The sequence below is a fragment of the Streptomyces sp. NPDC001709 genome (genome assembly GCF_053596375.1).
On the sequence record NZ_JBSFGB010000028.1, the window covers coordinates 69902 to 83415 of the forward strand.

Sequence of the window (13514 nt, forward strand, 5' to 3'; positions counted from 1 at the left end):
GCCGACCTCGGGGGGCCACTGCCGGGCGCCCGGTCCGCTCACGCGACGCGTGACAATCCTGTGACTCCAGGGGGCAGCCCCGTCGGCCTCGGGAGCCACGCCATCGGGGCACCTCAGCGCCCCGCGGGTCCCGCCCCGCCGACCTCGGGGGGCGCGCTGTCGAGCAGGGCAGGCACGGCAATGACCTGCAGGGTTCATCCCCGGTCGGCCCCGGGGTCGTGCCGTCCAGCGGGGTGCTGGACCAGTCCGGTTCTCACCGCCGGCCCAGTACCTCCGCGACCCGGATGAAGCCGTCCGTGCCGTGGCCGAGGCCGATGGTGCGTCGGGTCATGCCTTCCACGGCGCGCATCACGCCCGCGTCGATGCCGTGGGCCTCGGAGACGTCGATGACGTGGGCCATGGTCGAGGCGGCCGAGGTGAGGGGATTGATCGCCCCGGAGTAGGTGCCGTCGTCGGTGTCCTGCGCGAACTCGGCGAAGAGCGGCGGCAGGATCGCGCCGATGCCCTGCGCGAAGGGTGCGAGTTCGCTGGCGGTGACGCCCTCGGCCCGGGCGATCGCCACGGCGTGCGCGTAGCCCGCCATCGCCGTCCAGAACAGGTCGAGCAGCGCGATGTCGAAGGTGGCGGCGCGTCCGATCTCCTCACCGAGGTGGGTGTGCGTGCCGCCCAGTGCCTCCAGCACGGGCCGGTGCTCCTCGTACAGGGCGCGCGGTCCGCTGTGCAGGAAGACGGCCCCGGGGGTGCCGATGCTGGGGGCCGGAGTCATGATCGCGCCGTCCAGGTAGCCGATGCCGTGGGCGGCCGCCCAGTCCGCGGTCTCCCGGGCTCGGGCCGGGGTGTCGGCGGTCAGGTTCACCACGGTACGGCCCTTCAGCGCCCCGGTGACGGGCTCGGGCCGCAGGAGGGCGTCGACCGCGTCGTAGTTCACCACGCAGACCACGGTCAGGTCACCGGCGGCCACGGCCTCCTCGGCCGAGCCGGCTCCGGCGGCTCCCTGCTCAACCAGTTCCCGGTCCTTGCCCGGTGTCCGGTTCCAGACCGTGGTCCGCACACCGGCCTTCAGGAAGGCGCCGGCCAGCGAGCGGCCCATCGGCCCGAGCCCGAGCACGGTGACCGCAGGAAGATTCGTGAACGTGGACATGTTTCAACTCCCGTACATTTCAAGGAATGTGGCCGTACGGCCGATGGGTTGGAGATGGAGGAAAGGGACACCGATGTCACGCAGCCGCGCCCAGGATCCGAACGTCTGCGGGGTGACCGCCGCGATCGCCGTGATCGACGGCAAGTGGAAGACGTCCCTGTTGTGGCTGCTGGAGTCCGGTCCTCACCGGCCCGCCGAACTACGGCGCCGCCTGCCGGGGCTGAGCGAGAAGGTGCTGACTCAGGCGCTGCGCGAGATGGAGGAGGACGGCCTGGTGCACCGGGAGGTGTACGACGTGCTGCCGCCGAAGACCGTGTACACGCTCACCGGATTCGGCCGCGAGCTGTCCGACGCCCTGGGCCCGGTGTCCGACTGGGGACACCGCCGCCTGGAACAGCTCCGCGAACGCGGGGCAGCGTCCTGACACACCACCGCTGTCACCTCCTCTCACGCGGCGTCGTAGCCCCTGACCTCGTGAAACAGCCTCTCCCGGCCGGGTGGCGGCTGCCAAGTACGCACAAAAAAGTGGGTATGGGGGAGCATCCGGAGGACGGGGGCGAGCGCCGCGCGGCTGCCGACCGCTGCCTGTAGCCCACCGACAGCCGCCCCGTCACCGCCGACGGGCGCGCCACAACCGCCTCCGGATCGCCACCCCCGGTCAGTACGCCCGTACCACGAACGGCAGATCGCCGCCCACGCACGGGCCATCGGGCGCTGTACCGGGCCGATCGAGCTGAGCCTGTCCCCCGGCACCGACATGTCCCTCGCCCGCCTGGACCATCTGCGCGAACACGCCACGATGTGGCGGGTCTGCGACGACCTGTGGGACCGGTGGGAGGACGTCGAGGCACAGTTCGCCCGGATGGCCCGGTGGGCGCCCTGGCAGGGCGAGGGCGGCTGGGCGGACGCCGACATGCTGCCGCTCGGCCGTGTCGGGATCCGTGCCGAGCGCGGCGAGGACCGGCTGTCCCGGCTCACCCGGCCGGAGCAGATCAGTCTCCTGACCCTGTCGCTGATCTCGCGTTCACCGCTGATGATGGGCGGCGACCTGCCCAGCAGCCCGCCGGAGACCGTCGGCCTCCTCACGAACGGCGAGGCGTTGGCCGTCCTCCTGCACAGCACCGGCAACCGCGAGGTGCTGCGCGAGGGCGACCTGGGGCTCTGGACCGCCCGGGACACCGACGGCCGTACCCGCTACGCCGCCGTGTTCTCCCTGGCCGACGAGCCCCGTCGGTACGAGATCCCGCTCGGCGCCCGGCCCGCCGACCGCGTCCGGCAGCTGTGGAGCCGTACGGCCGTTCCGCACGACGGCCGGCAGTTGGCCGTCGACCTGCCCGCCCATGGCGCCGCCCTCACCCTCATTTGCCTATAGTCTTTAGGAAGCTCCAAAATCACTTAAGGCAGATGGGAGAGGGATGATGGTTCGCGCAGGCCTGACCACCGAGCGCCTGGTCCGTGCCGGCGCGGAGCTGGCCGACGAGGTCGGCTTCGACCAGGTGACCTTGTCGGCGCTGGCCCGGCGGTTCGACGTCAAGGTCGCGAGCCTCTACTCGCATCTGAAGAACTCCCAGGACCTCAAGACCCGGATCGCACTGCTGGCACTGGAGGAGCTGGCCGACCGCGCCGCCGACGCGCTCGCCGGCCGGTCCGGCAAGGACGCCCTCACCGCGTTCGCCGACGTCTACCGCGACTACGCCCGCACACACCCCGGCCGCTATGCGGCCACCCGCCACCCGCTGGACCCCGCGGCGGCGGCCGCGAGCGCGGGCGGCCGGCACGCGCAGATGACCCGGGCGATCCTGCGCGGCTACGACCTGCCCGAGCCGGAACGGACCCATGCGGTCCGCCTCCTCGGCAGCGTCTTCCACGGCTACGTCAGCCTGGAGTCGGCCGGCGGATTCAGCCACAGCGCCCCCGACTCCCAGACGTCCTGGGCGCGGATCCTGGACGCCCTCGACTCCCTGCTGCGCGACTGGCCCAGCCCCTCCTGACCCCTCCGAAACACAGGCCGACACCATGCACACCATCCCGCTGACCCCCGAACTCCTGCGCGGAGCCCTCGACTTGGAACGCACCGCCCACGGACTGCTGCCGCACCGGCTGCCCGCCCGCGCCCGCGCACAGTGCGCCGACCCGCAGCTCGCCATGGCGGAGTCCCAGCCCTCCGGCGTACGACTGGTGCTCCGGACCCGCGCGACCACCATCGAGCTGGACACCCTGCCGACCAAGCGGATCCATGTCGGCGCACCGCCCCGCCCCGACGGCGTGTACGACCTGCTCCTCGACGGACGTCACGCAGGCAGCGGCCGGGTCGCCGGCGGCAACACGCTCACGATCGACATGACCGCCGGCACCGTGGAGCACCGGCCGGGCGAAGCCGGCACCGCGCGCTTCACCGGGCTGCCCGACGCCGTCAAGACCGTGGAGATCTGGCTGCCGCACAACGAGACGACCGAACTGGTCGCCCTGCGCGCCGACGCGCCCGTCGAGGCCGCGGCGGACGGGGGCGGCAGGGTGTGGCTGCACCACGGCAGTTCCATCAGTCACGGCTCGGACGCCGCGAGCCCGACCACCACCTGGCCGGCGCTCGCCGCCTCCCTCGGCGCGGTCGAGCTGATCAATCTGGGCCTGAGCGGCAGTGCCCTGCTCGACCCGTTCACCGCTCGCACGCTGCGCGACACGCCCGCCGACCTGATCAGCGTCAAGCTCGGCATCAACGTGGTCAACACCGACCTGATGCGGCTGCGCGCGTTCGGTCCCGCCGTCCACGGCTTCCTCGACACCGTCCGCGACGGACACCCCGACACCCCGCTGCTCGTCGTCTCGCCGATCCTGTGCCCCATGCACGAGGAGACGCCGGGCCCCACCCTTCCCGACCTCACCACCCTGAGCGAGGGACGGCTGCGGTTCCGGGCGGGCGGGGACCCGGCGGAGAAGGCGAGCGGGAAACTCACCCTGGGTGTCATCCGGGAGGAACTGTCCCGGATCGTGCGCGAGCGGTCGGCCGAGGACCCGCATCTGCACTACCTCGACGGCCGTGAGCTGTACGGCGAGGCCGACTTCGGCGAGCTGCCGCTGCCCGACGGCCTCCACCCGGACGCCGCCGCGCACCGCCGCATCGGCGAACGGTTCGCGGCGCTGGCGTTCACGCCGGGCAGTCCCTTCGCGGACGGCGTCGGCTGACCCGTACGGGCCGGCTCACACCAGGTGGGCGAAGACCACGAGGTTGTCGGTGTAGTCCTTCGCGTCGTGGTCGTACTCCCCCGCGCAGGTGATCAGCCGGACCTCGGGGCGCTGGGCGTCGGCGTAGACCCGCTTGCTGGGGAAGTCGTCCTTGGCGAAGGTCTCCTTGTCGTCCACGACGAACTCGGCGTCGCGTCCGTCGGCGCGCTCCACGGTGAAGCGGTCGCCCTCCTTCAGCTCGTCGAGGCCGGCGAAGACGGCCGCCGAGGTCGTCGTGTCGACGTGCCCGGCGATGATCGCGGTGCCCTTCTCCCCCGGCGCGGCGCCCTTGGCGTACCAGCCGACCAGGTTGGTGTCGCCGGCCGGTGGCGGTTCGAGCTGGCCCGAGGCGCCGATGGTCAGGGTGGTGAAGGGGGCGTCCACGGAGATCTTCGGGATGAGCAGGCGGGTGGGGGCGGACCGGGGCAACTCAGCGGCGTCCTCGGGCTCGGGCGGATCGGACTCGGTGGCGCTCGCGTCAGGCTGCCCGCCGGCGTTCGCGTCGGACGGCCCGGTGGTGCTCGCGTCGGGCGGCGCGGTGGCGCTCGCGCCCGCGGCACGGGACGCGTGGGGCGTGCCGTCCGAGGTCTGGTGGCCGCCGAACACGCTGACGGCGAGGAGGACGATCGCCACGCCCCACAGCGTCAGCCGCCCGCCACGGCCGGAACTCCGCCCGTCCGCCGGCGGTTCCGCGGGGGTCGGGGAGGAGGGATCTGCTGCCATCGGACACCACCTCTCTCGGGCACGGCAGCACGGGGATCAGGACAGGGGCGCCGGGAACGTTGCCCGGCGCGCAGGGGGACGGGGGGACGTACGTGCAGGGGAACGCGAGGGACCGCCCGCCGCGGGTGCGGGCCGCCGACACGCCGGGCGCGTCGGCGGCGGCCGCAGCCTCTGGAACGACGTCGGATCAGGACGCCTGCTCGCCGGCCTTCTTGCGCCGCAGCACGTACATGCCGCCTGCGCCTAGGGCCAGCACCGCCAGACCGCCCGCGGTGACGGTCGGAGTGGCGAGCGCGCCGCCGCCGGTGTGCATACCGCCGTGCGGTTTGCCGTGCTCGTCACCGCGCTCGTCGTGGTCACGGCCGCCGTCCCGACCGCCGTCGTGGCCACTTTCCCGGCCGCCGCTGTCCCGGTCGTTGTCGTTGCCGGACCGACCCTCGTCGCCACCGGAGCCCGAGCCCCAGTCGTCACCGCCCACCTTGGCGAGGGCTCCGCCACCGGCGTGCACGCCACCGCGCGGCCCGTGACCGCGACCCTTGCCGTGCTCACCACCGCGCTCGTCGCCGCCACCGTGTTCGTCGCCGTGTTCGTCGCCGCGCCCGTGGTCGTCGTCACGGCCGTTGTCCTCGTCGGAACCACGCTCGTCGTCCCGCCCGTGCTCCTCGTCGGAGCCCTGGTCGTGGCTGCGCAGCGTGGCGAGGGCTCCGCCACCGGCGTGCACGCCACCGCGCGGCCCGTGACCGCGGCCCTTGCCGTGCTCACCACCGCGGTCTCTGTCGCGGCCGCGGTCGCCACCGTGGTCGTCGCCGTGTTCGTCGCCGCGCCCGTGGTCGTCGTCACCGCCGTGGTCCTCGTCGGAACCACCCTCGTCGTCACGCCCGTGCTCCTCGTCGGAGCCCCGGTCGTCACTCCGGACGGCGGCAAGAGCTCCGCCACCCGTGTGGATTCCACCGCGCGGCCCGTCGTGTCCGCGTCCCTTTTCGCGGTCGCCGCCGCGACCCTTGTCGTGGTCGCGACCCGAGTCGTCGTCGCGGCCGTGTTCGTCGTCGGAGCCTCGGTCGTGGTCCCGGCTGTAGGAGGAGTCGTCACGGCCAGCGTCGTCGCCCGCGGGAACGGCGAACGCGGCACTGGGCGTGGCGAAGGCTAGGGCGGCTGTGGCGGCCGCCGTAGCCAGAAGCATGCGGGCAGATCGCATAGCGATGTCCTTCCGCCGTGGCCGGGCAGCGGATACCTCATCAGCTGGATGGACCCGGCCTCGACATGAACCACCGTCAGTGAGGGCGCAAGCTCCCACCATCCGAGCCACCCAGCCGGGTCATCGGGCCACCCGTCTGTCCCAGTGATTCCGCTCTGCGACCCCTCGTCCGGGCGAATCACCCGGCGCGTCGCTCCCGCTCTCACGCGGCCGAGTGCGGTATGTCCCGCCTTCCTCCGGAAGAGCCGGGGCGCGGCCCCCGAGGCAACACCAGCCAGACGGCCGCCGGATCGGTCGCCGGCATCACCCACGACGCCCTGCCGCCGGGCATCGCCCTCTTGTTATGACCGCCGTCATAACGCAGGCTGGTGCCGACAGCACGGCCGATGCGGTGGGAGGAAGTAGTGGCGGACCAGATGGCGCGGGCCCTGTGGGAGCGGTACGAGCCGGTGCACGATCTCGTGTACTTCGCACCGGAGGTGCGCCGGGCGGCGGACGCGCTCGGGATGCGCGGCTACTGGATGGGGTACTTCGCGCTGCGGGCGGCACCGCTCGGCATGGTCCCCCCGTCCGTCGTGACGAGCTGCTTCTACGTCTTCCACCCCGCCCGGGTGACCCGCGCCCTGCCGGACGCCTGGGCGTACGCGTCCCCCGCCGACGTGCTGGCCGCGCGCCGGGATGCCCTGGACGCGGCGATGACCGGCCTGTTCGGACCGGACGCCGTCGCCTCGGCCGACTTCGCCGAGGCCGCCGACCTCGCCTGGCAGGCCGCTACGGCGGCGGACACCACGGGCCGGGTGCTGGCCGCAGCCAACCAGGCGCTGGAACGCCCGGTCCGCCCCACCGCACGACTGTGGCAGGGCCTGACGACACTGCGCGAGCACCGGGGCGACTCGCATGTCGCGGTGATGGTGAGCCAGGGGCTCGGGCCGGTCGAGGCCATGCTGCTCAAGGCGGCGGCCGGCGAGTCCGACGGGACCCTGCTGCGGGAGTCGCGCAAGTGGGAGCAGGCGGACTGGGAGGCGGCCGGGGTGCGGCTGCGCGAGCGGGGCCTGCTCGCGGCCGACGGGTCGCTCACCCCGCCCGGGACCGTCGTACGCGCGGAGGTGGAGGCGCTGACGGACGCGGCGGCCGAAGGCCCGTGGACCGCGCTCGGCGCCGACCGCACCGCGCGCCTGGCCCAGCTGCTGGAGCCACTGTCCCGCACGGTCGAGAGCGCGGGCCTGCTACCCCCGGGCAATCCAGTGGGACTGACCCGGGCCACCGATCCCGCCGACCGCTGAGGAAGCGCAGGGCGAGCCCGCCGGGACGCCCTCGGGACACATCTCGTCGAGTGCCGACTGCCCCTCGGAGACCACCATCGGTGCCGGATCCCGCCGACCGGAGCGCGGGCCTGCTACCCCCGGGCACTCCGGTGGGACTGACCCGGGCCGCCGGTCCCGCCGGCCGCTGAGGGAACGCGGGGCAAGCCTCTCGGGACCTCCTCGGGACACATCCCGTCGACCGCCGACTGCCTGTCAGGCGAGTCCCTCGGAGACCACCGTCGGTGCCGGATCCCGCCGAGCACCCGGTCGGCCTTTAGGGATCCCCCGGGGCTCGTGCGCCGTCGGCCACCGGGCGAGCCCCGGACCAGCCTTCGGGGAGCCCCCGGCCTCATATGCCCTCGGCCGCCGACTGAGCCTCGGCCGGGCGCCGGGACTACCCCCGGACTCACACCTCGTCGGATCCCCCACTCGTGTGCGGGTATCTCCGTCAGCCGGGGCGCCCCCCAGCGCCCGCCCGCGCCGATGAGCCCGCAAGGGCCTGCGCTGCCCATCGCGGCGGCACTCGGGCGCCGGCTCGGCCCTGGCCGACCCCGGCCGACCCCGGCGGCGCCCCTGCCCGGGGTGCCGGGCCGGGGGCGTCGTACGGGTGGCGGGGTGTGGCCGGTTACCAGGTCACCGGCAGCCGCTCGGGGATGCGCTTCATGAAGCCGGTGCGCCACACCAGTTGGCTGGGCGGTACGGCGAGCGCGAGGTCCGGGAGCCGGTCGAGGAGGACCTCCACGGCGATCCGGGCGTGCGCACGGCCGAGCGCGGTCGCAGGGCAGTAGTGGGCGCCGCCGCCGAAGGAGAGGTGGTCGGCGGTGTTGTCGCGGTGGACGTCGAAGCGGTGCGGGTCGGGGAACTTCGCCGGGTCGAGGTTGGCGCCCTCCACCAGCACCAGCACGAGTTCGCCCGCGCGTACGTCGACGTCGCCGAGCCGGACGTCCTCCAGGGCGAGCCGGGGCAGGGCGTCGCCGATGGAGAGGTTGACCCGCAGCAGTTCCTCCACGCCGGGGCCGATCAGGTCCGGGCGGTCCCGCAGGAGGTCGCGGGCGATGGGGTGGGTGAGCAGGTAGACCAGGGCCATCGAGAGGAAGCCCGAGGTGGAGATGACCCCCGCGCCGAACATCGTGACGCCGACGGTGGCCAGCATCTCGTCGGTGAGATGCGCGTAGTCGGGGTCCTCGCGCAGGGCGGCGAGTTCGCCCATCAGGCCGTGCGTCGCCGGATCGTCGAGCAGGGCCGTCATCCGGGCGATGTCCCGGTCCCAGTTGATCTTCGCGCCGGTGATCGGGCACGGCGAGTTCATGAAGGCGATGTCGAGGCTGCGCAGGAAGGCCGGGGCCTCGGCCTGCGGGATGCCGAGGATGCGGCAGTGCATGCCCGCCGAGTACGGCTCGCAGAACGCGCCGCGCAGATCGGCCGTCGGGCCTTCGGCGGCCATCAGGTCCACCAGCCGGTGGGCGTCCTCGCGCAGCCATTCCATCAGGCCCGGCGACTTCGGGTTGAGCGCCTTCAGCACCGCCCGGCGCAGCCCGGCGCCGGTGATGTTGCCCATGTTGTTCACGACCTCGGGCGGGATCGTGAGCGCGTACTGCCGGGGCACTCCGGGGGCGGAGGTCTCCTTCAGGGAGAACCGGTCGTCCTTCAGCACCTGTGCGCACAGGTCGTACGACGACACCAGCCAGGCCTCGTCGCCGGCGATGGTCCGCACGCGCCGTACGGGGGTGGCGGCGCGCAGCTCCTCGACCTCGGCGGGGACCCGGGTGCCGTCCCAGGAGAACGGGAAGTCGAGCAGGGGCGGGTGGTCGGTGCGGATACCGGGGGCGGTGGTCATGCGGCGGTTCCTTCCAGGGCGACGGCGGGGGTGACGATGGCGTGGCCCTGGTTGCGGGAGGCGCGCAGGCCGGCGCCGCGGGAGTACAACAGCTCGGCCATCGGCAGCAGTTGGTGGTAGCAGTTGAGCGAGGACGGCACTTTGAGGATGGCGGGGGTGTCCAGGAACAGCGGAGCCTCGGCGCACACGTACTCCAGGCACACGGCGCGCTGCCGCTCGGTCGGCTCCTCGCCCCGCGCACTGAGGAAACGATTCACCAGGGCGTCGCACACGGCCCGGAAGGCCCCGTCCGAGGCGAGGCGCTCCTGGAGATGCCGGTGGATGTCCTGGTAGGCGGGGTTGGTGCGGAACTCGGACATCGGGTGCCAGTCCAGCCGCAGGCCCTCGGGGTCGGCCGCCGACACCGCGTCACGGACCTTGGCGCGCACCCCGCGCAGGTTCTTCACCGCCTTGCGCCGGGCCTCGTCCGGTGGATAGCCGGACGCCTCGTACATCTCGGCGACGTACAGGTCGGTATAGACGAAGTCGACCTTGTCGAAGTGGTCCAGCCCCCAGCGGGCGAGGTCGTGCAGGCGGCGGGCGGAGAAGTAGCTGTTGCCCGGGGACACACCGATCACGGCGTGCGCGCCCTCGCCCAGGATGACTTCGCAGTGGGAGGTGTACGGCTGGACTTCGAAGACGTCGGCCATCAGCACGGATGCTGTGGTCAAAGGTGAAATCCTCCGCCGCGCGCAAGTCCCGGCGGGGCCCTGTGCCCCTGGTGTAGCAACGCGGCGTCCTCACGCTAGCCGTACGGAATCAGCACGGGTAGTTACCGCCTAGGTTTGGCTGAAAACAGTCGTAGCAACGGTCGAAGTCACCTGCACCCGGCCTCTGTTGCGGGCCGTACCCTGGGGCCGTGGTCAACCGAGACGAGGATCACCAGGATCACGAGGACCCGGCACGGGCGGCGTCCCGGCTCACCGGACGCCCGGCCACCGGCGGACGGGTGGTCTCCGGGTCTCCGGCCGAGGTGACGCTGGACGGCGGGACACCGGTGATGGTCAAGCTCGGTGACGCTCCGGGAGCCGTACGCGCGGAGGTGGCGGGACTGCGCTGGCTGTCCGCCGCGGACGCGGTCCGGGTGCCGGCGGTGCTCGGTCACGACGAGCGCTGGATGGTGACCGAAAAGGTGGCGACCGGACGGCCGGATCCCGATGCGGCGCTGCGTTTCGGCCAGGCCCTGGCCGCCCTGCACGCCGCGGGTGCTTCGGATTTCGGGGCGCCGCCGCCCGACGGCCCGGTCGACGCGTTCATCGGCCTCGCCCCCATGCGCAACACGCCGGGCACCGACTGGCCCCGCTGGTACGCCGAGCACCGGGTGCTGCCGTATGTGCGTGCCGCGGTCGACCACGGCACGCTCCGCCCGGGCGAGGCGGCCGTGTTCGAGCGGGTCTGCGCACGGCTGCCGGAGCTGGCGGGACCCGCCGAGCCGCCCGCTCGGCTGCACGGGGACCTGTGGAACGGGAACGTGCTGTGGGGCGCCGACGGCGAGGTCCGGCTCATCGACCCGGCCGCGCACGGCGGACACCGGGAGACCGACCTGGCGATGCTCCAGCTGTTCGGCTGCCCGTATCTGGAGCGGGTGCTCGCCGGGTACGAGGAGACGGCACCGCTCGCGGCCGGCCGGAGCGAGCGGGTGGGCGTGCACCAGCTGTTCCCGCTGCTGGTACACGCGGTGCTCTTCGGACGCGGGTACGCCGAACAGGCCCTGACGGCGGCGCGGAGCGCACTGTCGCTCGCGTGACGGACCCCACACAACCGCAACCGGGCAACGCCGCGGCCCTGATCGGCGTCATGTGCCAGTGCGGAACCTCCCGTTCAGCACCCCCTCCGGCCTGCGGTTACTCAGCGTGAGGAAACCAATCACCCGTTCGATTCGTATAAGGACGTGAAAGCCTAATCAGGGAGAGAACATGCAACCGTTCACGCTCAACTACGCGCGCCCCGCAGTGCAGTTGGACGTCACCACTCCGTATGCGTACGACTCCGGACTGCAGTTGAACATCCTTCCGGACGGGCGGATCGCCGCAACGGACCACGCGACCCTGAGAGCCCTGGGAACCACGACCTCGACCGCCGGTTCCAAGACACACTTCGACGACTGAACCGCGGGACCTGAAAGATGACCGTGCTCATCCTGACGAGTGAAGAGGACGTGACGGCGGACATGGTGGTCCTCCGGCTGGGCGAGGCGGGCGTGCCCGTCGTCCGGCTCGATCCCGCCGATCTGACCAACGGGGTGGCGCTGTCGGGCGAGTACGTGCGGGGCGCCTGCCGTGGACATCTGTCCGTCGGCGGGCGCCTGGTGAGCATGAGCGGCCTGCGCTCCGTCTGGGTGCGCAGGCCCGGCGACGCGGCCGCCCGCGCCGCCCAGCCGTCCGCCTGGCTGACCGAGGAGTCGGCACAGGCGCTGTACGGCATGCTGCGCACGATCGACGCGCGCTGGATGAACCATCCGGACGCCGCCCGCCGCGCCCGCCACAAGCCCTGGCAGCTGCACCTCGCGCAGGACAGCGGGCTCGCCGTGCCGGCCACGCTGATCACGACGTTCCCGCAGGCGGCCCGGGAGTTCGCGGAGCGCTTCCCGGACCTCGTGGTCAAACCGGTGTCCGGCGCGCATCCGCAGGAGCCGCCGCGTGCGGTGCCGACGAGCCGGGTGGCGCCGGACACCGACTTCTCGGCGGTGGCGTTCGGCCCGACGCTGCTGCAGCGGCGGGTCACCAAGCGGGCCGACATCCGGCTCACCGTCGTCGGCGACACCCTGCTGGCCGCGCGCAAGCCCGCCGACCCGGACGCCCACCCGGACGACGTGGACGTCCGTTTCGCCCCTTCGGTCTCTCCCTGGCTGCCCGCGGACGTGCCCCCGCGCGTCGCCGAGGGCGTGCGGCGGTACATGAGGGGCGCGGAACTGGCCTACGGCGCATTCGACTTCGCCGAGGACGCCGACGGGATCTGGTGGTTCCTGGAGTGCAACCAGTCCGGCCAGTTCGGGTTCGTGGAGATGGACACAGGTCAGCCCATCGCCGCCACGATCGCCAAGTGGCTCGCCGGGGACGGGGATCGGGGCGGCAGGTGTGCGCAGGGCGACCGGAGCGCAGCCTCTTGAGGGTGCGGGGATCGGCTCGGAGAAGGGAACGCCATATGCGCATCGGACTGCTGGGAACGGGCCCGTGGGCCCGAGCCGCGTACGCGCCCGCCCTCGCCGGCCACCCCGGCGTCGAGTTCGCCGGGGTGTGGGGCCGGCGGCCGCAGGCGGCCACCGAGCTGGCCGGGCAGTACGACGTCCCCGCGTACGACGACGTGGACGCGCTGCTGGCCGACGTGGACGCGGTCGCCGTGGCCCTGCCGCCGTCCGTGCAGGCCGAGTTGGCGGTGCGGGCGGCACGGGCCGGCCGGCATCTGCTGCTGGACAAGCCGCTCGCGGTGTCGGTCGCCGAGGGGCGGGCCGTCGTGGCCGCGGTGGAACGGGCGGGGGTGGCCTCGGTGGTGTTCTTCACCGCGCGCTTCCAGAAGGAACCGGAGGCCTGGATCGAGGAACAGGCGGCAGCGGCAGGCTGGTTCACGGCCCGCGCGCACTGGCTGGGGGCCGTGTTCACCTCCGACAGCCCGTTCGCTGCCTCGCCGTGGCGGCGGGAGAAGGGCGCGCTGTGGGACGTCGGCCCGCACGCCCTGTCGGTGCTGCTGCCGGTCCTCGGCGACGTGCGGCAGGTCGTGGCGGCGGCGCACGGTCCCGGGGACACCGTGCACCTGGTCCTCGACCATGCCACCGGCGCATCGAGCACCCTGACGCTGAGCCTGACGGCACCGCCCGCGGCGGCCGGGGCCGATGTGGAACTGCGCGGCGAGGCGGGCGTGACGCTGATGCCGGGCAGCTCCGAAGGGGCGGTCCCCGCGCTCACCCGCGCCACCGACGCCCTGCTGACGGCCGCCCGCACAAGCCGCCCACACGCGTGCGACGCCGCATTCGGCCTCCGCATCACCGAGCTGCTGGCCTCAGCGGAGGCCCGCCTGACAGACGACCGGGGCTAGATCCCGGCTCCCCCCCTGCCC

15 protein-coding genes are annotated in these 13514 nt (G+C 73.1%); 10 read left to right on the forward strand and 5 right to left on the reverse strand.

Translation table 11 applies throughout. The features are described 5' to 3' along the window. Positions 1 to 253 precede the first annotated feature (253 nt). Positions 254 to 1141, reverse strand: coding sequence for an NAD(P)-dependent oxidoreductase (locus tag ACWC0C_RS33315; RefSeq protein WP_450867831.1), 888 nt, complete (start codon positions 1139 to 1141; stop codon positions 254 to 256). Positions 1142 to 1214: 73 nt separating this feature from the next. Here ACWC0C_RS33315 and ACWC0C_RS33320 point away from each other — a divergent pair, with 73 nt between their 5' ends. The 4 genes from ACWC0C_RS33320 (at position 1215) to ACWC0C_RS33335 (ending at position 4324) form a co-directional block, all read left to right on the forward strand. Then, positions 1215 to 1565, forward strand: a complete 351-nt coding sequence (locus ACWC0C_RS33320) for a winged helix-turn-helix transcriptional regulator (protein ID WP_449201530.1) — start codon at positions 1215 to 1217, stop codon at positions 1563 to 1565. Positions 1566 to 1898: 333 nt separating this feature from the next. Continuing rightward, positions 1899 to 2513, forward strand: coding sequence for a hypothetical protein (locus ACWC0C_RS33325; protein ID WP_450867832.1), 615 nt, complete (start codon positions 1899 to 1901; stop codon positions 2511 to 2513). A gap of 46 nt (positions 2514 to 2559) precedes the next feature. Further along, on the forward strand, positions 2560 to 3132 hold the full coding sequence (locus ACWC0C_RS33330) for a TetR/AcrR family transcriptional regulator (protein WP_450867897.1): 573 nt from the start codon (positions 2560 to 2562) through the stop codon (positions 3130 to 3132). 25 nt (positions 3133 to 3157) lie between these two features. Beyond that, complete coding sequence (locus tag ACWC0C_RS33335) at positions 3158 to 4324, forward strand: GDSL-type esterase/lipase family protein (protein ID WP_450867834.1); 1167 nt, start codon at positions 3158 to 3160, stop codon at positions 4322 to 4324. A gap of 15 nt (positions 4325 to 4339) precedes the next feature. Here the strand turns inward: ACWC0C_RS33335 and ACWC0C_RS33340 are convergent, their stop codons facing one another. Further along, a complete protein-coding gene (locus ACWC0C_RS33340; protein ID WP_450867836.1) occupies positions 4340 to 5086 on the reverse strand; it encodes a class F sortase in 747 nt (248 codons plus the stop codon). Positions 5087 to 5273: 187 nt separating this feature from the next. After that, entirely contained in the window at positions 5274 to 5594 is a 321-nt protein-coding gene (locus ACWC0C_RS33345) for a hypothetical protein (protein ID WP_450867837.1), read from the reverse strand. A gap of 15 nt (positions 5595 to 5609) precedes the next feature. Between ACWC0C_RS33345 and ACWC0C_RS33350 the strand changes: the two genes are divergently transcribed. After that, a complete protein-coding gene (locus ACWC0C_RS33350) occupies positions 5610 to 6233 on the forward strand; it encodes a hypothetical protein (protein WP_450867838.1) in 624 nt (207 codons plus the stop codon). A gap of 452 nt (positions 6234 to 6685) precedes the next feature. Further along, positions 6686 to 7564 carry an SCO6745 family protein gene (locus ACWC0C_RS33355; protein WP_450867840.1) on the forward strand — a complete coding sequence of 293 codons (879 nt, stop codon included), beginning with the start codon at positions 6686 to 6688 and terminating at the stop codon, positions 7562 to 7564. A gap of 646 nt (positions 7565 to 8210) precedes the next feature. On the opposite strand, the gene ACWC0C_RS33360 is transcribed toward ACWC0C_RS33355, so the two are convergent. Together ACWC0C_RS33360 and ACWC0C_RS33365 are read right to left on the reverse strand one after the other, a co-directional pair. Further along, a complete protein-coding gene (locus ACWC0C_RS33360) occupies positions 8211 to 9422 on the reverse strand; it encodes a cytochrome P450 (protein ID WP_449201523.1) in 1212 nt (403 codons plus the stop codon). Continuing rightward, positions 9419 to 10132 carry a tRNA-dependent cyclodipeptide synthase gene (locus tag ACWC0C_RS33365; protein ID WP_449201522.1) on the reverse strand — a complete coding sequence of 238 codons (714 nt, stop codon included), beginning with the start codon at positions 10130 to 10132 and terminating at the stop codon, positions 9419 to 9421. Before ACWC0C_RS33365 ends, ACWC0C_RS33360 begins: the two co-directional genes overlap by 4 nt. 188 nt (positions 10133 to 10320) lie before the next feature. Between ACWC0C_RS33365 and ACWC0C_RS33370 the strand changes: the two genes are divergently transcribed. From ACWC0C_RS33370 to ACWC0C_RS33385, 4 genes are all read left to right on the forward strand, one after another. Then, positions 10321 to 11208, forward strand: coding sequence for a fructosamine kinase family protein (locus tag ACWC0C_RS33370; RefSeq protein WP_450867842.1), 888 nt, complete (start codon positions 10321 to 10323; stop codon positions 11206 to 11208). Positions 11209 to 11377: 169 nt separating this feature from the next. Then, on the forward strand, positions 11378 to 11569 hold the full coding sequence (tgmA, locus tag ACWC0C_RS33375; RefSeq protein ID WP_449201520.1) for a putative ATP-grasp-modified RiPP: 192 nt from the start codon (positions 11378 to 11380) through the stop codon (positions 11567 to 11569). Positions 11570 to 11586: 17 nt separating this feature from the next. Beyond that, the gene (gene tgmB, locus ACWC0C_RS33380; RefSeq protein ID WP_449201519.1) at positions 11587 to 12570 is read left to right on the forward strand and encodes an ATP-grasp ribosomal peptide maturase; all 984 of its coding nucleotides are present in this window, start codon (positions 11587 to 11589) and stop codon (positions 12568 to 12570) included. 35 nt (positions 12571 to 12605) lie between these two features. Next, on the forward strand, positions 12606 to 13493 hold the full coding sequence (locus ACWC0C_RS33385; protein WP_450867844.1) for a Gfo/Idh/MocA family protein: 888 nt from the start codon (positions 12606 to 12608) through the stop codon (positions 13491 to 13493). Positions 13494 to 13514: the final 21 nt, after the last annotated feature.

Bases quoted from the DNA above. Each gene is read 5' to 3' on its own strand.
- ACWC0C_RS33325 (WP_450867832.1), top strand. From the start codon at position 1,899: ATGTCCCTCGCCCGCCTGGACCATCTGCGCGAACACGCCACGATGTGG.
- ACWC0C_RS33360 (WP_449201523.1), bottom strand. From the start codon at position 9,422: ATGACCACCGCCCCCGGTATCCGCACCGACCACCCGCCCCTGCTCGAC.
- ACWC0C_RS33385 (WP_450867844.1), top strand. From the start codon at position 12,606: ATGCGCATCGGACTGCTGGGAACGGGCCCGTGGGCCCGAGCCGCGTAC.
- ACWC0C_RS33320 (WP_449201530.1), top strand. From the start codon at position 1,215: ATGTCACGCAGCCGCGCCCAGGATCCGAACGTCTGCGGGGTGACCGCC.
- ACWC0C_RS33340 (WP_450867836.1), bottom strand. From the start codon at position 5,086: ATGGCAGCAGATCCCTCCTCCCCGACCCCCGCGGAACCGCCGGCGGAC.
- ACWC0C_RS33330 (WP_450867897.1), top strand. From the start codon at position 2,560: ATGGTTCGCGCAGGCCTGACCACCGAGCGCCTGGTCCGTGCCGGCGCG.
- ACWC0C_RS33335 (WP_450867834.1), top strand. From the start codon at position 3,158: ATGCACACCATCCCGCTGACCCCCGAACTCCTGCGCGGAGCCCTCGAC.
- tgmB (WP_449201519.1), top strand. From the start codon at position 11,587: ATGACCGTGCTCATCCTGACGAGTGAAGAGGACGTGACGGCGGACATG.
- tgmA (WP_449201520.1), top strand. From the start codon at position 11,378: ATGCAACCGTTCACGCTCAACTACGCGCGCCCCGCAGTGCAGTTGGAC.
- ACWC0C_RS33315 (WP_450867831.1), bottom strand. From the start codon at position 1,141: ATGTCCACGTTCACGAATCTTCCTGCGGTCACCGTGCTCGGGCTCGGG.